Below are 18,857 nucleotides of genomic sequence, written 5' to 3' on the forward strand. Positions count from 1 at the left end.
CGTTCGAGCCCGGCTGTATCACGATGCAGGCTTTGATACATGGGAAGAGATTGCGCGATGGCAACCCGAGAAGATGCGTGAAAAGCTCAGCCGATACATAAAGGAGACAGGTTTCGAAGGCATACCGCCCACCCCAAAGGAAGCGGCTAATGCTGTGGCTACTGCCAAAAAGATGCCCAGGATTGTGGAGTGGTAAAGCTGATTTCTTATGATTGAAATCAAAAGACTTACGCAAGACGATGTGAATCTCGTTACGGAAATCGTTTCAAGATTCTGGCCCCAAGGTAAGCTCAACGGGGATTTCCTCAAGAAAGATTCAAATCATCTGCTTGTCGCATACGTCGAGGGGAATCTCGCAGGATTCCTCTACGCCTACGAACTAGAAAGGATCGAAACGGATAAGCCGATGATGTTTTTCTACTCCATCGACGTCCTGCCAGAGTATCACAGGAAGGGTATAGGCAAGCGTTTGATCTCCGAGCTCAAGCTGATCTGTTCCGAACGTCATGTGTCAAAGATGTATGTTCTGACAGATGAGGCTAACGTTGCCGCCATGAAGCTCTATGAGTCCACAGGAGGCTTAAGGCAGTCGCCGGATTCGTTGCTCTTTCTCTACAAGGAGTGGGTATGAAAACGGTCGTCGTCTACCGCTCCAGGAGCGGGAACACAAAGGGTATCGCCGAGTTGATGGCGAAGAAACTAGGAACAAAGGCTCTGCCCGTCAATCTCATATCAAAAAAGGGGGAGGGGTTCGAAGGAGGAGCAAGAAAAGGAGAAGCTTTTTTTGAAGAGGCACTTGAAGCATGTAAGGGTGCAGACCTTGCGATCGTGGGCACCTCTGTCAGTTCCCGCAAGCGCACTCCAATATCACGAGATTTATAAAACAGGTCGAAGCCAAGAACGTCGGTCTTTTCTGTACATATATTAATAAGATGGGGACTACTTTGTATGATCTTCGAACTCTCCTTAAAGAGAGGGGAATTAATATAGCAGGAACCGCCGACTTCGGAAGTCTGAATAACGGTCAGTTCGAAGGTCTGGATGAATTGACGCGAAATAATTATGTTAAGAAATTAGAGGAATTTACAGAAAGATGTCTGAAAGCGGTTTCATGAAGCCGCGGGTCGTCATCATACCATACAAACCCCAGTGGCCCTGGATCTTCAAAGAAGAGAAGAAAGAAGTCCTCAACACTCTTGAGGACAAAGCATTAGTCGTCGAGCATATCGGAAGCACATCGGTTCCGGGTCTGGGAGCCAAGGATATCGTTGATATGGTGGTTGGTGTCAAGGACCGCCAGGCGGCTGAGGATTGCCGCATTATGCTCGAATCCATTGACTATACTGAAGTGACCCCGGAACCAGGTCATACAGAATGGTTCTACTGTTTGGGTAAAACCCCTGGCATCACTCCACGTTTCCACCTTCACCTCATGAAGTTTCCCAGCCCGTTCTTCGCAAAACACATTTTGTTCCGCAACTACCTGAGATCCAACAAGAAAGTCCGAGACGAATATTACGAACTAAAGAAAAGACTTGCTGATAAATACGGTCGAGATCGTGAAGGGTACACGGGCGCAAAGACTGAATTCATCGAGAGAATCATTCTCATAGCGCGAGAGCGAATCCTTTAATTTCTCGCAATCATAAGTATAATAACGATTCAAACCTAGTAAATCCTTTCGGCGTGACTATCAAACGGTCAAGGAGGAGAAACCAGTCATGATTGTGATGAAGTTCGGCGGTGCGTCGCTTAAAGATGCCGAAGCCATCAATCGCACGCGGGAAATTATTGCTTCGAGGATAGATAAAAATCCAGTTGTTGTGGTTTCCGCCTTTGGAGGCATAACGGACATGCTTTACGAATTGACCGACGCCATGCTTTCAAGACGCACCGATAAGGCTCGCGGTAAAGTCTCTCTTATATATGAATACTGCAGAAGATTGATGGATGAAACTCTTTCGAATAAGTTATCAAGAGGCAAAGCTGAGGTTATAATCGATGAAAACATCTCGCGGCTCAAAAAGCTTATCTCGGGCATTGAGGCAGTGGAAGAAGTGAGCGCCAGAAGCAGGGACATGATTCTTGGGTCTGGCGAGTTGATTTCGGCGCCCCTTATCACTCTTGTCCTCTCCTGCAACGGCATCGGCTGCGAGTACGTGGATCCGCGCGAGTTAATTCTTACCGACAGCGAGCATGGAGCCGCCAATCCTAGTCTCGGAGAAATCAAAGAAAGATGCCAGCAACGTCTTGTTCCTGTGGTTGTAGGGGGAACCGTTCCGGTTGTCGGAGGATTCGTGGGATGCTCCCCTGACGGCGCCTTGACGACCCTTGGGCGAGGGGGTTCAGACCTTACAGCATCCGTTATCGCACTCTCAATCGGCGCCGATAGTCTCGAATTCTGGAAGGACGTGGACGGCATCCTCGCGGCCGATCCCCGCATCGTTCCTCGCGCCCGACCCGTCAGAAGAATCACGTTTCAGGAGGCAGCCGAGCTGGCATTTCTTGGCGCAAAGGTTCTGCATCCGGCGTCAATCCAGCCCGCGGTTGAAGCCGGGATTCCTGTCAAGGTTCTTAATTTTAACCGTCCTTCGTCTCCGGGGACAATGATTCTTGAGAGCATGGATGCAGTTCCCGGCTCGATTGAGCAATCGCCACCTATATCGTCCATTGCATACAAACGCAATCAGCTGATGGTCAACGTGTTTTCCACCCGGATGCTGGGCGCGCGCGGGTTCCTGCGCAGGGTGTTCGAGGTGTTCGACCGCATCGGCCTTTCCGTTGACCATATCGCAACCTCTGAAGTCAACGTTACGGTAACTCTATCAGCAACCGACCGCATTCGCGAACTTGAAAAAGAATTAAACGAAGTCGCAGTGGTGAGAGTCGAGGAGGGTGTCGGAATAGTCAGCGTAGTCGGCAGAAACCTTCCTCATACCCCGGGTGTCGCCCGGCGCATCTTTTCGGCCCTTGCCGATTTCAACATTAAACTAATTACCTACGGCGGCTCAGGCGTGAACCTCTCCATGGTGGTTGCCGACGGGGATGTTACCGGTGCCGTGAGGGTTCTGCACGAGGAACTAATCCCTGAAACCGGAGGAGAAGATGCATAGCTTTACGAGGCGCGGAAAAGAGCTTTTCTGCGAGGATGTAGCCCTATCCGAGCTTGCGCACCGCTACGGAACTCCTCTTTACGTCTACAGCCACGCTGCCCTCACCAGACACTATCAGGCGTACGAAGAGGCTTTCGCAGGCATCTCCCACATCATCTGCTATGCGGTAAAAGCTAATCCAAGCGGCGCCATTCTCAATACGCTTGGAGAGATGGGTTCGGGCGCTGATATCGTATCCGGCGGAGAGCTTTACCGCGCCATGCGTGCGGGGATACCTGCGTCCCGCATCGTTTACTCCGGCGTGGGCAAGACGAAAAGGGAGACGGAGGAAGCTCTCGATGCCGATATCCTCATGTTCAACATAGAGTCATTCACCGAGCTTAGCGTGCTGAACGAGACGGCAGGCCGTATGGGGAAGAAAGCGCGGATATCCCTCCGCATAAACCCTGATATAGATCCAGTAACCCACCCGTATATTTCAACCGGACTCAGAAAAAGCAAATTCGGCATCCCGTTTGAAGCAGCGCTGGAAGGATACAAAAGGGCGGGCAGACTCACAAACATCGAGATAGCAGGTGTAGACTGCCACATAGGTTCGCAGCTCATGCTCCTTGAACCTTTCAAGCAGGCAATACGCAGGCTCCTTTCTCTGGCTGGCGAACTCAGATCGCAGGGCTATGGAATCGCGCTCTTGGACATCGGCGGAGGACTTGGAATACCCTATGCGGACGAGAAACCACCTTCACCTGGTGAGTACGCTAAGGCCGTTGCCGATGTTCTGGGAAATGAAAAGCTGAAGCTCTTAATCGAGCCTGGCCGCAGCATAGTGGGCAACGCCGGAATACTTCTCACCCAGGTGCTCTACACTAAGAAGGGCGAGGGTAAAAGATTCGTCATAGTCGATGCGGGCATGAACGACTTTATTAGACCCTGCCTCTACGACGCTTACCATGAGATAGTGCATGTCTATGAAGTCGATAGAAGCATGGAATTATGCGATATCGTAGGTCCTGTATGCGAGTCAGGGGACTTTTTTGCACTTAACCGGACGCTTCCCGGGTGCGTAAGGGGCGACCTGCTTGCCGTTATGAGCGCGGGCGCCTACGGTTCGTCTATGTCGTCAGTCTATAACTCCCGGCCCCTGGCTGCGGAGGCGCTCGTAAAGGGAAGCGCATCTGCAATAATAAGAGAACGCGGCACTTATTCGGATTTAACAAGCATGGAAGCAATCCCTGAGTTGTAAGCCACCCTCTTGACAAATCAATAAAATTATTTAGAATCATTATTAATTGATAAACAGGCAGGTTTAGAAAGGGCTTTTGAAGTTCAAGCGTCAGTAAAATGCTGATGCAAAAATGTCAAACGGCTTTACGCCAGAAAGATTAAAGAGGTGAATGATGGCCAGAAGCATAAATGTATTAGCCATTCTTGTGTTGCCCATGCTTGGGTCAACATGCTCGAACAACGAACCAACGCCTTCTCTTTTAATAATAGATCATACATGCGCGGACCTTTCCAAGATACCTGATGAATGGATAGATTCAGCTCAGGCTAAGCTAAGGCTTCACTACGCTCACACATCACACGGCGGACAGCTGACCGTCGGGCTTGAGCGAATCGAGGAAGCGGACGCCAAGTACAGCTACGCGTTAAATTACAGCAGCCTGCCTAACGAAGCGGGCGCCCTCTGCATCTTCGACGGCCAGGAGGATGAGACCTACATTACCCCCGAGCTTTACTGGAGCACGAAAGAGGGCATGGATAATACGAGAGACGTCCTCAACCATAATCCTTCAATCAATCTTTGCATGTGGTCATGGTGCACGCAGCTTAACGGCTACTCGCTTGAGCAAACCCAGGCTTATATAGACTCAATAGTCAAGCTTGAAGCGGAGTTCCCGAACGTAACCTTCATCTATATGACCTGTAACGCTCAGGCTGAGGGCGGCGAAGGTTATAATCGCCACCAGAACAACGAGTTGATCCGCAATCACTGCAAGAACAACAAAAAGGTTCTTTTCGACTTTGCCGATCTTGACAGCTGGTACTACAACGGCTCCTCGTGGGAGCAAGCCACATACGAGTACGACGGTCACACGGTTCCATGCGAGCATGACCAATTCCACGGCGACGAAGCTGCACACACAACGTACTCTAGCTGTGAACAGAAGGGCAGAGCCTTATGGTGGATGATGGCCGTACTTGCAGGCTGGCAGGGCGGCTCTACAAAAATAGAAGAGAACCCTCGCCCTGTAAGTGAGGGGTTTTCTCTTTCAGCCAGTCAGTCCGCCATATCCTATATCCTTCCCTTGAACTCACACGGAGAAATCTGTCTCTATAACTCTAACGGCCAGCTTGTTCGCGTATTCGAAGCGAGCGCAGGCTCTCATACCATTAAATGGGACAGAAAAGACTTTCTCGATTCAGCAACACCCAAAGGAGTCTACTTCTGTCAGCTAAGGACGGCATCTCGAACAATCACCAGAAAATTACTTGTCATCGAGTGACACCTCCATCGCATCATCGGGTGCGTTAAAAAGGCGAAGGTAGAAGGCCGGCCCCAGACCGGCCTTCTACTTGCAAAGCATCCTACGTTCACGTTTCATCTCGGAAACCGTCTTATTATCCGTGATTCTCATAAATGCAATAGGTACTATCTAAATGCCCTATACGCCTTTTCATCTCGGACCTAGTCTGGCGCTTGGGGTATCCGTAAAACGCATAATCAATATCCCTGCTTTTCTGCTGGGCTCCATCCTGCTCGATTTAGAACCTTTCTTCATCTTCTATTTTCGTCTTGATCGGCCTCTGCACGGATTCTTTCACACCCTTCCGGGAGGCATTCTCACATCGGCTGCAATCTCTCTTCCTCTTTTATTCGCAAGAAGGCCTGTAGGAAAGCTTCTGGCTTTACTTAAACTGGAGCAGCCGCAGACATTTCCCTTCATTATGCTCGGAGCCTTTCTCGGGACAACATTTCATATCTTTGTCGATTCAATCTTCCACGCCGACCTCATGCCCTTCTACCCGCTTGCGTATAATCCATTTTATAAACTGCTTACAAGTAACCAGGTGCATACAGTTTGTCTGGCTTCCTTCATACTTGCAGGCGTCATATACGGGATTAGGCTGGCGATTGAGAAAAATAAGAAGAACAATCTTAAAGCAACAAGAAGTTGAAATATCCTCATAACCCCAATATAATGCTTGTAAACGGATAAGGAGATTTTGTGGAGATAAAGTTTCAATCATTCCTGATAACGGTTTCCGATATCGCAAGATCACGAGATTTCTACGAAGGTCTCCTCAGTCAGAAGGTTTTGCTGGATCATGGTCGCGCCGTTGACTACGAAGGAGGACTATCGCTGATGGACGCGAATTATGCGTTCACTCTAATCCACTCCCGCGAACGGACGTCAAACGACAACCTGGGAAGCATCAATTCGGAAATCTACTTCGATACACCTGACCTTGAAGGAGTTTTTGATAAAATCAAAAATGCCGGTGTGGGGTTCGTCCACCCGGTCGTAGAACAGCCATGGGGGCAGCGGGTATTCCGGTTTCTTGACCCCGATGGTTACACGATTGAGATAGGCGAGCCGATGGAAGCCGTTATCGTGCGTCTCCTTAAAGAAGGCAAGTCCTATGAGGAGGTGGCTGAACGCACGTCGACGCCGATTGAAACTGTGAAGAGATTGAAATACTCACTCTAATGCTCCCGCGTACTTTCCCCCTTCCTTGACCGCCGACTAAAAATTCCTATAATAATTATATGAAATTAAAAACAAAGGAGACTAAGATGCCTAGAATAGTACACCTAGATATCGTCGCGGAGAATCCCGACAGGGCCATGAAGTTCTACAAAGAAGCGTTCGGATGGTCGTTCGACAAATGGAAGGGCGGCTCAATGGATTACTGGCTCTTCATGACGGGAAAGGAGGGCGAACCGGGCATAGACGGCGGCCTGGCAAAAGGTGATGTAAAAAAAGGGTCGACCGTGGGCACCCTAGAGGTTTCCTCGCTCGAAGAGTACATCAAGAAGGTCGAGCGCTCGGGCGGCAAGATTACTGTCCCGAAAGTGGCCGTTCCCGGCGTCGGCTGGATAGCGTACTTCGAGGATACGGAAGGTAACGAGTTTGGAATGCTAGAGCCCGACATGAGCGCAAAGTAAGTATAAAATCAGGGAAGTGGCCCTGACCTCCTTCTCTGAAAACATCAACAGATACTTCCCATAAGTTGACAATGGTATAAATCGGTCTAGAATTTTCTATAGGTAATATCTTTAAAAGAGCTGTCGGATTCAACGGATGAATTTAATAATGGACAACTAAAGAGGACGCTATGGGACAAGTGCACGTTATCAATGTAGTCCACACAGAGCACAACTGGTGGGACGACGGATACACAGGTCTGGATGAGGGAACAGCCCTGCTCCTCGAAAGATTTGCAAATTTAGGAGCCAGGCATGTAACCAGGATACCGATTACCTGGTGTCTTTACTTCGGGAACGGCGAGAAGGGTCCGGTAACAGGCACCGTAAATCCTGACATTATAGACGTCCGGAAAGAATTCTTCCGGGAAAGGTTCAAGCTTGGCGACGAGATAGGCATTCACACCCACGCCTCCGATCCGAAAGAGCAGCCCAGGTTCTTCAAGGCCAATGCGGAGAAGGTTGAATCCCACGGGTTTCCTTATCCTAAAACCCATGCTCCGGCATGGTTCTATCTCGACGGTTCCATATTCCGCGCGTTGGAAGCTGCGAGAATCGAGATCGACACCGGCGTCCTCGTGGGCTGCGGGGTCGTTAACCACCCTCGGGTGAAGGATTTGATGGTCCAGGATTCGTCCCGCAGGGATCGGGGAGACCATAGAGCATTCAGACCTTACCATCCCGACTACGAGAAAATCTGGGAACCAGGAACATCCCCCATCGTCGAGATTCCTGTCTTCCTCTCCTGCGAAGGTATCGGGGAGAACCCCGCTAGATTCATAGAAGCCTTTCGCAAGCTGTGGGAGCACCGCGATGAGGTGGCGGTTGATATAGTTCAGTTCTTCTGGCATCCGTTTGAATGTATGGAACAAAGAACCGGTGGAAGAATTAACCATAGCGTGATTGACGGGTGGTGCACCCTCTATTCGGAGATAGCCTCCTGGAACGACATTGTATTCAGCACCGCTTGCGATGCGGTGGTTGCATGGAAGTGGGAAAAGAAAAAAAATCCGTGACTTCCAGCCGCGTCAGCAGCTGACAACTCTATTGGAGGGGGGAGTATGTGGTCGTATTTCTATTTTTCTCTGGTTCTTACCCACCGGTATATCGAAAACCTCCTCCTGAAGCCTACTTTCTTATAGAACTGAAGCCCTGAGTTCATATGAGCTACCTCGGCTCCAAGCTCCCTGAGTCTCCTCAACCCTTCGAGCGTTACTTCCCTGCCCATGCCGAGCTGGATGGAACCCACCGGCTCAAGGGTACCTATCTTGTTGTACTCATCGTACCAGGCAATAGTGCACGCGACCCATTCGCCGTCCGGTCTCTCCACAACAATATCCAGTTCCTTGCGGTAATCGGGGGCCTTTTGGAGTTCCTCATACGAGAAGGCTGTAGGCCAGTCGTTCGGATCAGGATGCCTGAACGAAAGCCCAAATATCTTTCTTCGTTTTCCGACATCATTATTCTCAGCCATTGTAACGAACCGGTATCCATGGGGCAGGTCTGAGGCGGGTATGTTTTTCAGGTCGAACTCAGTGTAATCCATGCATGGTTTTTCATCCCTGATAAAACCTCTTGTCTGTGCCGCTTCGATGAGGGCATAATCATTCTCCGCCACATATATCCTGGTTGCGTTCCGGGAGTTATTGGTCGGGTTAGTCGGGTTTTTGCCAATGAAAGTTCCCTCAGCGTATTCTAACATCTCGGGTAGAAGATGCTCATAATCGGGATGGCGCTGCAGGAACGCCTGTCCGAATGCCGGATGCCAGGCTACGTACTCGTCGGGGCAGACAACTCCGGCAATATCTCCGCAATCTGTCTCCCACACACCTACGGAAGACTCCCATAATTGTATAGCCTGAATGCTCTTCTCCCCTGTTGTATCCGGGACCTTCTCCTCCGTCTCACCCAATCCCCAGGCGCCCAGCATGGGTGCGCAGAAGTACCGGGTATAGTTCCAGCGCACGATGTCCCAGTTGACCGGCTCGAAGAACTTCATGTAATTCTTGGAAAGAAAGTCCCTGATTAGCAAAAAAACGTCGGGGTCGTATTTGCGGAAACTAGTTTTAGGTTTCATGAAGTATACTACTGGCATGGTTGAAATTGTCAAGTACATATACGAAACTAGTTACAATCCTATTGATGATGATAAAAATTGTATGCACCAATCGATCCTTCATTACCCCATTCTTTATTGGAAAAGGCCTTAAGGATAATTCGCGCGTGCCCCGCAAAGGTGGGAAGGTCAACATTCTTGATTTGGCAGAGGTCGAGCCTGTCTCGCACTCGATAAACAGGTTCTTTAAGAAAAGGAAACCCGAACTCGTGAGGTTCCACAACAGTATAAAGTGCGAGGTTCTGTTCACAGGGCAGGATCTGAAGCACATCCCGAATGAATCAACTGTCTAGGGAATGAAAGTGCACGCGGCAGAACGAGACAAGCTCAAGACTTAATGATGTTTTCTTTATTCATAGAAAACAGAACATGTCTGACTCAAACAAGCAGGCTTGACAAATTTATATTTTAAGGTATACTTTAGTATACAAAAGGAGGAAACAATGTCGAAGCTAATATCAATCTGCGGTTTAAACTGCGCCGAATGCTCCGCTTATATCGCTTACAAAACCGATGACAACGCGTTGAGAGAAAAAACCGCAAAGGAGTGGTCAAAGCAGTACGGCTTTGCGTTTACACCCGAGCACATCAACTGCGCAGGCTGCCTTGAGGCTGAAGGTCCGCACATCGGGCACTGCTCGGAGTGCGAGATACGCAAGTGCGGTCAGGAGCGCGGAGTCGCCAACTGCGCCCATTGTCCTGACTACGCCTGCGAGAAACTTGCGAAGTTCCTTGATATGGTAACTGCAGCGAAAAAGAATCTTGAAGAGATTCGGGCGAACCGCTAAAAAATCATGGCAAGAATGATAGCCTGCTGCGGTCTTGACTGCGTGGAGTGTCCGGTGTTTCAGGCGACCTTGAAGGATGATAACGAGGAGCGCAGGAGGCTGGCAAAGATATGGACGACGTCCGAGTACGTCCTCGCTCCCCGGGATGTAGACTGCGACGGCTGCACATCCACTGACGGGAAGCGGATGAGTTTCTGCGAGGGGTGCGGGATACGCAAGTGCAATATGGAAAAGGGCTTTGATAACTGCGCGTCGTGCGGGGACTACCGCTGCGAGATGCTCATCCAATCTCACTCGCGCGCGCCGCAAGCCTTCGAGACACTGGAAGAAATCCGTAGAAACATGCAATAAAAATGGAAAGATTAATCGCCTGCTGCGGAATGGACTGTTCCGCATGCGAGGCCTGCATCGCCACTATCAAAGATGACGACGAGCTGCGCGTGAAGGTCGCGGAAAAGTGGTCCAGGATGTTCGAGTCGTCCTTCAAGCCCGAAGATATCAACTGCATGGGGTGCACCAGTCCCCAAGGCCCTCATGTCGCCTACTCGAACGAGTGTCCGATCCGCAAGTGCGCGGTTGGGAGGGGGATTCCGAACTGCGGCCACTGCGAAGAGTTTGTCTGCCCTAAGCTCAACGTTCACCTCGAGTTCGCAGCGCCGGGTGCACGGGATACGCTCGAAAAGATAAAGAACAATCTGTAATGAGCGTGTCGAAAATGGAATCCTCAGTTATGAATTGGCTTCTTGAGGAAGAGAATCCATCGGTGCGATACCGAACCCTAGTTGAACTTCTGGGTGAAAATCCCGATAGCCCGTCTCTTCGTGATCTCAAAGCCGAGATCCAGGGAAGCGAACAGGTTGAGCGCATCTTCTCCAAGATGGACCCTCGCGGCTACTGGGTGTATAAGGGAATAGGCGCAGGCGTCGATTACGTGGACTTCGTTACCACTCATTTCAACCTTTCATTTTTGGCAGAACTCGGCCTTGATTGCAGCGACCCTCGTGTGGCGCTTGCCGCAGAGCGCTACCTCGATCTCTCAAGTCCTGATGGCGACTACAGCCGCCACATGTCTTGCCTTTACGCATACAACATACGGACGTTCATCATGCTCGGCTACGGCTCGGATTCCCGTATAAGAAAGACCATCGAACTCATGCTCTCCGCTACACGCTCCGACGGCGGTTACCTTTGCGAAATCCACGAAGGCAAGCGCAAGACACGTCCGGTTAAAAGCTGTATCAACGGCTCGACCAAGGCTTTGATGGCGTTCGCCATGCTTCCCGATTTATGGAGACATCCACGCTGCAAGCAACTGGTCGACTACTTCCTTCGGCGCGACGTCATCTACAAGATGGGAGAACGCGGCGTGCCTGCAAACAGAAGCTCCGTTCTCATGATCTTTCCGTTTCACTGGAGAAGCAATCTTCTTGAGTCCGCTTACGCCTTGTCGGTGATGGGCTTCGGCTCCAGACCTGAACTCGATGATATGTGGAAGTTATTCGAATCGAAAAGAGATGAGTCTTCCAGGTTCGTTATGGATTGGGATCCACCGAGATGCTATTTCAAGTCAGGGAAACGAGGCGAGACCAACAAGTGGGTAACACTCTACGCCTATATGGCTCTGAAACATAAAGAAAAAGCGCTGTAAAAAAACTCCCCAAAAGTAGTCAAAAATAACCCCCAGTATTATTGAAAAAAAGGAATTACTCCTCGTCGGGATGGGCTTCTTCGGGAAGCACTATGAGAAGGCAGGTGGATGGTCAGAGCAAAACGCCGTTGAAGAACTATGGAAGAGATTAGCTCGATTCACCGACAGGAAAAAAGAGTCCATCAAACACCTTTTCTCAGAATCCGGGTATGAACTGTGGATAGATTTCGAGGAGGAGAAAGAGTCCGGTACAAGTACATCTTTACGGGCATTGAGGTCTCAAAGCTTGAGGATACTGCGCTCGAACTCGTCGCAAAGATACTGCCCGAAATCCACTATGCCGTCTTTACGTTCAAGATGCAGGATATAAAGTCCGACTGGTCTAAAACCCAGGATATTTGGACCAAGTGGCTGCCTGAGCAAGGGCTTGAGCCGTCCCACGATTATATGATTGAGTACTATGACGCCGAGCGCTTCAAGGGCATGGATAATCCGGAATCCGAGCTCGATTTCATGATACCTGTTAAATAAACCGCCGCGCGCTTCTTTATTGCGAAACCTTCATAGAACAAGGGCTTGACAAGTCAAAAAAATAAAGTAAGCTTATGTATACAAGATTAATTAGGAGATGATATGTCCAAACTGATCGCCTTTTGCGGAAATGATTGTTCCGCTTGCCCAGGCTATATAGCGACCAAGAACGACGACAACGAGGCCCGCGCAAAGATTGCCGAGGAGTGGTCAAAGCAGTTCGGCGGCGACTTCAAGGCCTCAGACGTGAACTGCGACGGCTGTACCGACATTGCAGGCAGGCATGTCGGTTACTGCGCGATGTGCGGCGTACGCAAGTGCGCGTCTGCCAAGGGAGTAGAAAACTGCGCCTACTGCTCCGATTACGCTTGCGAGACCCTTGTTAATTTCCTCAAAATGGCGCCGAAAGCTAAAACCAACCTCGAGGAGATAAGAAGAAGTCTCTAATCTAAGGAGTCACAATGAGCGAGTTCAAGGGTTTCCCGCAAAAGGGACTCGATTTTCTCGCAAACCTCGCGAGGCATAACGAGAAGGGCTGGTTTGAGGCGAACAGGAACGCCTACCAGGAGTTTCTCGTCGCCCCGGCGCTCGCGTTCATCGCCGATTTCGGGACGCTCCTGCAGAAAAAGATCTCAAAGGACATCGTATTCAGCACGCGCACGAACGGCTCGGGGTCGCTTTTCCGCATATACCGCGACACCAGATTCAGTGCGGACAAGACGCCCTACAAGACCCATGTAGGCGTCTTCTTCTGGGAGGGTCCGGGCAAAAAGATGACCAATCCCGGGTTCTACTTCCACCTGGAGTTCGACGGAGCTTTCATGTACGCTGGGAAGTATGAGTTCTCGACGCAAGAACTCCATAAGTATCGTGATGCCGTGGCTAACGATAAGTCAGGAAAGGAACTCGAAAAAGCCATCGCCTCGGTCCGAAAGTCGGGCGAATATGAGACTGCAGCAGAACACTACAAGCGGGTGCCTGCAGGGTATACACCCGATCATCCCAGGGCAGGGCTCTTGCGCCAGAACACTCTTTTTGCTAAGTCGCCCTTGATTCCCGTAAAGAGCATAACATCACCGAAACTGCTCGATGTCTGTCTTGAACACTCAAAGAACATGGATCCTCTGCTGCGCTGGCTGGTCAAGACATTGTAATCACACACCTGAAAGCATGGCAACTATAATGGAAGCTCCTGGAATCAGAGATGTACTAACATCAATCGAGGCCATGCGGAAGAACCCAGACGCAATCGAGTGTCGCCGGAGAGGCGGAATCGATAAAGGTTACGGCAGGAGAGGTGGTTTTATGCAGACGTTTGCTCAGGCCGATACTCAAAACTCTTAGAATTCATGGAAAGATTCACGACGAAGGAAGCCAGATCGCTAGCCGGAGACGCCGTAAAAAAAATCGAAGACGGTGACGAAAAAGGCTTTTTTGAAATCCTCGATAAATTAACGAACAGCAAATCGGGATTCTATATCCTAAGGGTTTTTGGAGCGGGAATAGGTGAAGCCGCTCTCTCTTCTCCTGAAAAATACTTTTTTTTGTTCACGAGAATCATGCACCGGCCAAGGGAAGAAAGCTACAATCCACAGATGCATGACTCCGCAACCCGCAGAATAGATAAAAACATCTGTGCGCTTGTTTACGGAGCCAGAACCGCTATCGTCGGCTCCGCCTTTACCCGGATGCGCAAGAAGCACTGGGAGCGAATAGTCGCAGAGATTGAGCGGTACAACGCAGAGTTCAGCGAATGGTATGTAGTGGACTCATGGTGCCACTATCCAATGGGTTACATCATCGCGGAACACCCTAAGGAGATGCTTCGAAAACTAACGGAGTGGTCGGAAAGCTCTGATTTCTGGTTTAGAAAGGCTTCCGCAGTTTATATGCATGCATTGTTCGTCGGATACCCGGACCGCGACATCGCCCCTTATATCGAGATTCTCGACAGACTTATCCTCGACGAAAACGCAAAGGTGCTCAAGGGCGCAGCCTGGGCGCTCAGGGAGATGGCAAAGAACTACCAGCCCCAGCTGCTTGACTTCCTTAAAAAGTGGAGTAGGGTTGAGTCCGTGAATAAACTCATATTTAAAGAAGCATTAAAGAAGCTGGACAAGGATGCAAAAAAGGAAGTATTAAAATGGATAAATCATTGATGGCCTCGAGAACGTGGGTTAAAATCATTCGTTATCTCGGCAGAGGTCTCTTGATATTATGGGCGGGGTTCTGGGCATACTTCGCTTTTGCGTCCGCCCTTTCGGAGGCATATCCCGATCCGGGCACTAACGCACTCGGGTGGGTGATTGTAATAGTCGGCACCCTGCTTCTTGTCGGCGGAGCAATCGTACCCTGGATTTGGGAACGCCTGGGCGGTTTTATCCTGCTCGGAATCGGATTGTTCCTCATGGTTTTCTTTCTCGTCTCCTCTGGATTCAAGATAAACCTATGGATGCTTCTCGTATTTCTGCCTGCATTTCTTACAGGAGGAATTTCACTCGTTTGCTGGTTTGCGGATAGGAAGTTTAAACCTGCCTTGTAAAATCCAGTGAATGTTACTTATCGCCGGGCTACGATTGAGGATATAGAAATTCTAGCGGAACTTCGGATTAAATTCCTTGCCGAGCATTTTAATCCTGCGGGCGAATCGGAATACGATGCGCTTAAGAAAGAACTCAGGAAATATTTTACCGAAAACATCCCCAGCGGAGCCCTTATTGCATGGCTGGCTGCATCCGACAGAAAAGTCGTGGCCACGGCCGGGATGGTCGTCTGGCGGATTCCTGCAAACAACTCCATGAAGAACGGAAAACTGGGCTACATACTTAATATGTACACACTCCCGGAGGCAAGAGGGCAAGGGATATGCACTGCGCTCTTAGAAAAGCTGATAGATGACGCAAAGTCGCTCGGATTGAACCTGGTTCACCTTCATGCCTCAAAGATGGGCGAACCCATATACCGCAAGCGCGGATTCAGGGAACCCGGAGACGTTGAGCTTGTCTTGAGGATCGATTGAATTTTAAAGTTCTTGAGATCGCTCCTGACCGCCTCTCTGATTATGCCGCTATCCCTATGACGCTTGAAGTCCGCAGCATATTCGTCGCAGAGGAGAAAGACTCCGGACTCGGCGGGCTCACGCTTCGAGAGGAGGCAGTCGCCGAACCATATATCAAGGACTACGACTCGTATGAAGATCTCTACATCAATGACAAGGAAAACTGCGGACCTGAAAGCTGGCCCAAGCACTTTGATATCTCTAACTGGGGTCTCTTCATCTCTTATAACGACAAGAAACCTGTTGCGGCTGCAGCTGTTGCATGGAATACTGCAGGCGTTAACATGCTCGAGGGAAGAGCGGACATCGCCGTGCTCTGGGACATACGCGTCCGGCCAGAATTCAAATGCCAGGGATTGGGTACGATGCTGCTCGACCACGCAGCCCGGTGGGCACGTTCCAAGGGCTGCAAACTCCTGAAGATAGAAACCCAGAACGTTAACGTTCCGGCCTGCCGGTTTTATTCAAGGATGGGCTGTCATCTCGGACAGATAAACCGTTACGGATACTACGGACATCCTCCGGTCTCAAACGAGGTGATGCTCATCTGGTATCTGGATCTTTGAGAGAAGGAAAAATTGACAGCCTGAGGCTGGAGAGTAAAATAAGCTAGTCATTCTTTCTGCGTATTAGGAGGCTATATGGATGCAATGGAAGCGATTCTGACCCGAAAGAGCGTAAGGAAGTTCCTTCCCAAAAAAATTCCCACAGATATCATTAGAAAAATACTTGAGGCCGGCATACGCGCACCTTCAGGCGGCAACCGTCAGCCCTGGCGGTTCATCGTAGTAACCGACAGAAAAAAGATAAAGAAATTCGATCCCTACGCTCACCAGCCCTGGGTGGAGAATGCGCCTGCGGTGATAGTCGCCTGTGCTAACCCGCACGATACCTGGGAACGATACAACGAGAACGAACAGTGCTATATACTGGATACTTCCGCCGCAATCGAGAACATGCTCCTTGCCATACACGCCCTGGGTCTAGGTGCGGTATGGTGCCTTACTTGCAGTAAGCGCGATATACGCAAACTCCTCAATATCCCACCTGGATGGCAGATTGTTTCCATAATCCCTCTCGGCTACTATGAGATGAAGGATTTCGTACGAGCATACGGGAAAACAGAAAAAAACAGTGATGTAAGACCGAGAAAGCCTCTAAATGAAGTAGCATTCATCAACGGACCGGATACGCCGTTCGAATAAAAGTGTAAGTTTTTTAAGGAGAATCGGTTGGAATTTTGCATACCTTTCCTAGCAATTCTTGCTTTGACAGCGCTTCCAGTAGGTATAATACTTGGGTTTGCCGCTATTAAGGCAGGCCAGAGAAAGCGGTTCCAGTCCGGGATTATCAAGAACAAAACGCACGAACTCTCAACAGGCGTCTGGTTCTGTATCCGCTATGCATCCGAACGCAAGTACAAACGCTGGCTTAAGTTCTTTCCATGGGAAACATCCGGAATCATCCACGCGGATGCGAATCGCCTAACCCTCTATCTTGAGAAGCTTAACAATCAGAGTGATGTTTCCATATCCCTCGATTCCCGCGCAATCAGGATAGGCTGGGCGGGCACAGAAGTCCTTCGAAACGGCGTAGCCTCGTGGCTTATCATCGAGGCAGGGTACGAGAGACATTATATCACCTCCGAAACCGGCATGTTCGTATTCAACTCCGCTTCCTCTACCCGCAGGATGTACGAAGAACTCGCGAAAATCGCCAACCAGCCAGTTGAGCAATGAGCTACTACGAGGATAGGCTTTCTGCCTCGCGCCTGAAAAGATGCTACGAGATTGCTCCACCCCGCGTAAGACAGTACCTGGATGCCGAGATAAGTTACGTAATTAATCAAATAAAGGAAACCGATTCGGTTCTGGAACCGGGATGCGGCTACGGGAGGGTGCTTGAAAAACTCAGCCGCCGTGCCGGAAAAGTAACGGGCATAGATACCTCGGTTGAAAGTGTCGCGATGGCTAAAAAAGAACTTGGCGCTACCTCAAACTGCTCCGTTTTCGTCATGGACGCTTCATGTATGTCCTTTTCCAGTGGACAGTTCGACGTCGTAGCATGCATTCAAAACGGCATTTCGGCATTCGGGGTTGACCGCAGAACGCTCATTCGCGAATGCGTGCGGGTCACCAAAAAGGGCGGAACCGTTCTCTTCTCATCTTATTCGGATAAGTTCTGGGGGCACAGACTGGAATGGTTTCAACTTCAGGCGAAGGAAGGACTTATAGGCGAGATAGACTGCTCAGAAACCCGTGATGGGGTGATTGTAACCAGGGACGGTTTCAAGGCGGCTACGGTCAGGCCGAAGGACTTTTTAAGCCTTACTAAAGATATTGGCTTTACGGCCAAAATAGTTGAAGTCGACGAATCGAGTGTCTTTTGCGAAATAACTCCTTGAATTATCAGTTGCTTGTATATAAACCCGGATTTGCTTGTGTCTCCGTTATCTCAGGGAATCGGTTCGCTTAACGAAAGCACCCTTCATGCTGCGATAAAGGAATGGTACGCCCAGCCGCAGGACAGGTTCGAGGTTTCAGTCGATGGTTCAATAATTGATCTCATTCGCGGTACGCAACTTATAGAGATACAAACCTCTAATTTCGCCGCCTTGCGGAAAAAGCTAACGAAACTTATAGACCGCCATCCGGTGAGGGTTATATACCCCCTTGCGCGTTTCAAATGGATTGTGAGAACGTCTGGGAAAGGGGATACACTTGGAAAGCGTAAGTCCAGCAAAATTGGGAAGTTAATCGATATTTTCGAAGAGCTTATACGCATTCCTGATCTAATCAAACACCCAAATTTCGCACTCGAAATACTTGTTGTCGACATAGAAGAGGTTCGCACGGCGGACGGCAAGGGTAGCCGGTGGAGAAAGGGCGTGAGCATCAAAGACCGCAGGCTCGTGCAAGTTGTTGAATCTCATGAACTTAAACGAGTTCAGGACTATCTCCGCTTCCTGCCCGATGGCCTCGAAAGTCCCTTTACCAACAAGACCCTGGCGGACGCCCTTGGAATACAAGTGTTTGAGGCATCGAGAATTACGTATACAATGAGGCGGATGGGTCTGCTCGAGATAACTGGTAAGTATCGCAATGAGTTGCTTTACGTAGTAAATATATAAGCCCCAAAAGTAGCGGCTGGAAGCGCATGCGTTCGGCAGAATCGATTCCAGACCCGGGGTCCCCGAGAAATTGCGAAGCGATTTCTTGGGGTGGGAAAGCTGGTCAGAAGATGGACAAAAGATGGTCAAAAGGTGGTCAGAAGCTGGACAAAATTTCTGTGATGGTTAGTCAGTATTCGAGAAATGGAGTCCCGTTTGATGAAAAGCGTCACGAACTCCAACGTCATTGGGAGGAGAAACGCCGAAGGCGTTAGGACGCGGCA

At 49.8% G+C, this 18,857-nt stretch carries 29 protein-coding genes; 28 read left to right on the forward strand and 1 reads right to left on the reverse strand.

Annotated elements, in window-relative coordinates; all coding sequences use genetic code 11:
* From GX441_06260 to GX441_06310, 11 genes are all read left to right on the forward strand, one after another.
* Window positions 1-196: hypothetical protein (locus tag GX441_06260; GenBank protein ID NLI98246.1), on the forward strand; the 196-nt coding region annotated here is incomplete at its 5' end.
* Window positions 197-208: 12 nt separating this feature from the next.
* On the forward strand, window positions 209-631 hold the full coding sequence (locus GX441_06265) for a GNAT family N-acetyltransferase (protein ID NLI98247.1): 423 nt from the start codon (window positions 209-211) through the stop codon (window positions 629-631).
* Window positions 628-882: a flavodoxin family protein gene (locus GX441_06270; protein ID NLI98248.1), complete on the forward strand. Its 255-nt coding sequence runs from the start codon at window positions 628-630 to the stop codon at window positions 880-882. Before GX441_06265 ends, GX441_06270 begins: the two co-directional genes overlap by 4 nt.
* Window positions 883-1,093: 211 nt before the next feature.
* The gene (locus GX441_06275; protein NLI98249.1) at window positions 1,094-1,633 is read left to right on the forward strand and encodes a GrpB family protein; all 540 of its coding nucleotides are present in this window, start codon (window positions 1,094-1,096) and stop codon (window positions 1,631-1,633) included.
* 88 nt (window positions 1,634-1,721) lie between these two features.
* Window positions 1,722-3,113 carry an aspartate kinase gene (locus GX441_06280; GenBank protein NLI98250.1) on the forward strand — a complete coding sequence of 464 codons (1,392 nt, stop codon included), beginning with the start codon at window positions 1,722-1,724 and terminating at the stop codon, window positions 3,111-3,113.
* Complete coding sequence (gene lysA, locus GX441_06285; GenBank protein ID NLI98251.1) at window positions 3,106-4,356, forward strand: diaminopimelate decarboxylase; 1,251 nt, start codon at window positions 3,106-3,108, stop codon at window positions 4,354-4,356. The genes GX441_06280 and lysA overlap by 8 nt, the downstream gene beginning before the upstream one ends.
* Before the next feature lie 151 nt (window positions 4,357-4,507).
* Complete coding sequence (locus tag GX441_06290; protein ID NLI98252.1) at window positions 4,508-5,620, forward strand: T9SS type A sorting domain-containing protein; 1,113 nt, start codon at window positions 4,508-4,510, stop codon at window positions 5,618-5,620.
* Window positions 5,621-5,774: 154 nt separating this feature from the next.
* Window positions 5,775-6,293 (forward strand): hypothetical protein, encoded by a 519-nt coding sequence (locus tag GX441_06295; GenBank protein ID NLI98253.1) that lies wholly within the window; start codon window positions 5,775-5,777, stop codon window positions 6,291-6,293.
* Between the two features lie 50 nt (window positions 6,294-6,343).
* Window positions 6,344-6,826, forward strand: coding sequence for a glyoxalase/bleomycin resistance/dioxygenase family protein (locus GX441_06300; GenBank protein ID NLI98254.1), 483 nt, complete (start codon window positions 6,344-6,346; stop codon window positions 6,824-6,826).
* Between the two features lie 86 nt (window positions 6,827-6,912).
* Window positions 6,913-7,284, forward strand: coding sequence for a VOC family protein (locus GX441_06305; GenBank protein NLI98255.1), 372 nt, complete (start codon window positions 6,913-6,915; stop codon window positions 7,282-7,284).
* Window positions 7,285-7,454: 170 nt separating this feature from the next.
* Entirely contained in the window at window positions 7,455-8,339 is an 885-nt protein-coding gene (locus GX441_06310; protein ID NLI98256.1) for a hypothetical protein, read from the forward strand.
* A 59-nt stretch (window positions 8,340-8,398) separates the two neighbouring features.
* Here GX441_06310 and GX441_06315 read toward each other — a convergent pair whose 3' ends face one another.
* Entirely contained in the window at window positions 8,399-9,400 is a 1,002-nt protein-coding gene (locus GX441_06315) for a hypothetical protein (GenBank protein NLI98257.1), read from the reverse strand.
* A gap of 65 nt (window positions 9,401-9,465) precedes the next feature.
* Between GX441_06315 and GX441_06320 the strand changes: the two genes are divergently transcribed.
* From GX441_06320 to GX441_06400, 17 genes are all read left to right on the forward strand, one after another.
* Window positions 9,466-9,732 carry a hypothetical protein gene (locus GX441_06320; protein ID NLI98258.1) on the forward strand — a complete coding sequence of 89 codons (267 nt, stop codon included), beginning with the start codon at window positions 9,466-9,468 and terminating at the stop codon, window positions 9,730-9,732.
* Between the two features lie 150 nt (window positions 9,733-9,882).
* Window positions 9,883-10,227: a DUF3795 domain-containing protein gene (locus GX441_06325; GenBank protein NLI98259.1), complete on the forward strand. Its 345-nt coding sequence runs from the start codon at window positions 9,883-9,885 to the stop codon at window positions 10,225-10,227.
* A 6-nt stretch (window positions 10,228-10,233) separates the two neighbouring features.
* Window positions 10,234-10,578: a DUF3795 domain-containing protein gene (locus GX441_06330; protein NLI98260.1), complete on the forward strand. Its 345-nt coding sequence runs from the start codon at window positions 10,234-10,236 to the stop codon at window positions 10,576-10,578.
* 2 nt (window positions 10,579-10,580) lie between these two features.
* The gene (locus GX441_06335; protein NLI98261.1) at window positions 10,581-10,928 is read left to right on the forward strand and encodes a DUF3795 domain-containing protein; all 348 of its coding nucleotides are present in this window, start codon (window positions 10,581-10,583) and stop codon (window positions 10,926-10,928) included.
* 14 nt (window positions 10,929-10,942) lie between these two features.
* On the forward strand, window positions 10,943-11,875 hold the full coding sequence (locus GX441_06340; protein NLI98262.1) for a hypothetical protein: 933 nt from the start codon (window positions 10,943-10,945) through the stop codon (window positions 11,873-11,875).
* A 216-nt stretch (window positions 11,876-12,091) separates the two neighbouring features.
* Window positions 12,092-12,406 (forward strand): hypothetical protein, encoded by a 315-nt coding sequence (locus GX441_06345; protein NLI98263.1) that lies wholly within the window; start codon window positions 12,092-12,094, stop codon window positions 12,404-12,406.
* A 102-nt stretch (window positions 12,407-12,508) separates the two neighbouring features.
* The gene (locus tag GX441_06350; protein ID NLI98264.1) at window positions 12,509-12,853 is read left to right on the forward strand and encodes a DUF3795 domain-containing protein; all 345 of its coding nucleotides are present in this window, start codon (window positions 12,509-12,511) and stop codon (window positions 12,851-12,853) included.
* 14 nt (window positions 12,854-12,867) lie between these two features.
* Window positions 12,868-13,560 (forward strand): DUF2461 domain-containing protein, encoded by a 693-nt coding sequence (locus GX441_06355; GenBank protein NLI98265.1) that lies wholly within the window; start codon window positions 12,868-12,870, stop codon window positions 13,558-13,560.
* Between the two features lie 16 nt (window positions 13,561-13,576).
* The gene (locus tag GX441_06360; protein NLI98266.1) at window positions 13,577-13,750 is read left to right on the forward strand and encodes a hypothetical protein; all 174 of its coding nucleotides are present in this window, start codon (window positions 13,577-13,579) and stop codon (window positions 13,748-13,750) included.
* A gap of 5 nt (window positions 13,751-13,755) precedes the next feature.
* The gene (locus tag GX441_06365) at window positions 13,756-14,565 is read left to right on the forward strand and encodes a hypothetical protein (GenBank protein ID NLI98267.1); all 810 of its coding nucleotides are present in this window, start codon (window positions 13,756-13,758) and stop codon (window positions 14,563-14,565) included.
* Window positions 14,550-14,948 (forward strand): hypothetical protein, encoded by a 399-nt coding sequence (locus tag GX441_06370; protein NLI98268.1) that lies wholly within the window; start codon window positions 14,550-14,552, stop codon window positions 14,946-14,948. Before GX441_06365 ends, GX441_06370 begins: the two co-directional genes overlap by 16 nt.
* A 6-nt stretch (window positions 14,949-14,954) precedes the next feature.
* Window positions 14,955-15,425, forward strand: a complete 471-nt coding sequence (locus GX441_06375) for a GNAT family N-acetyltransferase (protein ID NLI98269.1) — start codon at window positions 14,955-14,957, stop codon at window positions 15,423-15,425.
* Entirely contained in the window at window positions 15,422-16,030 is a 609-nt protein-coding gene (locus GX441_06380; GenBank protein NLI98270.1) for a GNAT family N-acetyltransferase, read from the forward strand. Before GX441_06375 ends, GX441_06380 begins: the two co-directional genes overlap by 4 nt.
* 75 nt (window positions 16,031-16,105) lie before the next feature.
* Complete coding sequence (locus GX441_06385) at window positions 16,106-16,669, forward strand: nitroreductase family protein (protein NLI98271.1); 564 nt, start codon at window positions 16,106-16,108, stop codon at window positions 16,667-16,669.
* Between the two features lie 27 nt (window positions 16,670-16,696).
* On the forward strand, window positions 16,697-17,203 hold the full coding sequence (locus GX441_06390; protein ID NLI98272.1) for a hypothetical protein: 507 nt from the start codon (window positions 16,697-16,699) through the stop codon (window positions 17,201-17,203).
* Window positions 17,200-17,868, forward strand: a complete 669-nt coding sequence (locus GX441_06395) for a class I SAM-dependent methyltransferase (GenBank protein ID NLI98273.1) — start codon at window positions 17,200-17,202, stop codon at window positions 17,866-17,868. Before GX441_06390 ends, GX441_06395 begins: the two co-directional genes overlap by 4 nt.
* 36 nt (window positions 17,869-17,904) lie before the next feature.
* Window positions 17,905-18,594, forward strand: coding sequence for a hypothetical protein (locus GX441_06400; GenBank protein ID NLI98274.1), 690 nt, complete (start codon window positions 17,905-17,907; stop codon window positions 18,592-18,594).
* Window positions 18,595-18,857: the final 263 nt, after the last annotated feature.

The organism is bacterium (genome assembly GCA_012517375.1).
Classification (GTDB): Bacteria; Hydrothermota; Tepidihabitantia; order B3-TA06; family B3-TA06; genus JAAYVC01.

Excerpts from the sequence above, each read along its gene's own strand:
- GX441_06265 (NLI98247.1), top strand. The coding sequence starts at position 209 with ATGATTGAAATCAAAAGACTTACGCAAGACGATGTGAATCTCGTTACG.
- GX441_06270 (NLI98248.1), top strand. The coding sequence starts at position 628 with ATGAAAACGGTCGTCGTCTACCGCTCCAGGAGCGGGAACACAAAGGGT.
- GX441_06275 (NLI98249.1), top strand. The coding sequence starts at position 1,094 with ATGTCTGAAAGCGGTTTCATGAAGCCGCGGGTCGTCATCATACCATAC.
- GX441_06280 (NLI98250.1), top strand. The coding sequence starts at position 1,722 with ATGATTGTGATGAAGTTCGGCGGTGCGTCGCTTAAAGATGCCGAAGCC.
- lysA (NLI98251.1), top strand. The coding sequence starts at position 3,106 with ATGCATAGCTTTACGAGGCGCGGAAAAGAGCTTTTCTGCGAGGATGTA.
- GX441_06290 (NLI98252.1), top strand. The coding sequence starts at position 4,508 with ATGATGGCCAGAAGCATAAATGTATTAGCCATTCTTGTGTTGCCCATG.
- GX441_06295 (NLI98253.1), top strand. The coding sequence starts at position 5,775 with ATGCCCTATACGCCTTTTCATCTCGGACCTAGTCTGGCGCTTGGGGTA.
- GX441_06305 (NLI98255.1), top strand. The coding sequence starts at position 6,913 with ATGCCTAGAATAGTACACCTAGATATCGTCGCGGAGAATCCCGACAGG.
- GX441_06310 (NLI98256.1), top strand. The coding sequence starts at position 7,455 with ATGGGACAAGTGCACGTTATCAATGTAGTCCACACAGAGCACAACTGG.
- GX441_06315 (NLI98257.1), bottom strand. The coding sequence starts at position 9,400 with ATGAAACCTAAAACTAGTTTCCGCAAATACGACCCCGACGTTTTTTTG.
- GX441_06320 (NLI98258.1), top strand. The coding sequence starts at position 9,466 with ATGATGATAAAAATTGTATGCACCAATCGATCCTTCATTACCCCATTC.
- GX441_06325 (NLI98259.1), top strand. The coding sequence starts at position 9,883 with ATGTCGAAGCTAATATCAATCTGCGGTTTAAACTGCGCCGAATGCTCC.
- GX441_06330 (NLI98260.1), top strand. The coding sequence starts at position 10,234 with ATGGCAAGAATGATAGCCTGCTGCGGTCTTGACTGCGTGGAGTGTCCG.
- GX441_06335 (NLI98261.1), top strand. The coding sequence starts at position 10,581 with ATGGAAAGATTAATCGCCTGCTGCGGAATGGACTGTTCCGCATGCGAG.
- GX441_06340 (NLI98262.1), top strand. The coding sequence starts at position 10,943 with ATGGAATCCTCAGTTATGAATTGGCTTCTTGAGGAAGAGAATCCATCG.
- GX441_06350 (NLI98264.1), top strand. The coding sequence starts at position 12,509 with ATGTCCAAACTGATCGCCTTTTGCGGAAATGATTGTTCCGCTTGCCCA.
- GX441_06355 (NLI98265.1), top strand. The coding sequence starts at position 12,868 with ATGAGCGAGTTCAAGGGTTTCCCGCAAAAGGGACTCGATTTTCTCGCA.
- GX441_06360 (NLI98266.1), top strand. The coding sequence starts at position 13,577 with ATGGCAACTATAATGGAAGCTCCTGGAATCAGAGATGTACTAACATCA.
- GX441_06365 (NLI98267.1), top strand. The coding sequence starts at position 13,756 with ATGGAAAGATTCACGACGAAGGAAGCCAGATCGCTAGCCGGAGACGCC.
- GX441_06370 (NLI98268.1), top strand. The coding sequence starts at position 14,550 with ATGGATAAATCATTGATGGCCTCGAGAACGTGGGTTAAAATCATTCGT.
- GX441_06385 (NLI98271.1), top strand. The coding sequence starts at position 16,106 with ATGGATGCAATGGAAGCGATTCTGACCCGAAAGAGCGTAAGGAAGTTC.
- GX441_06395 (NLI98273.1), top strand. The coding sequence starts at position 17,200 with ATGAGCTACTACGAGGATAGGCTTTCTGCCTCGCGCCTGAAAAGATGC.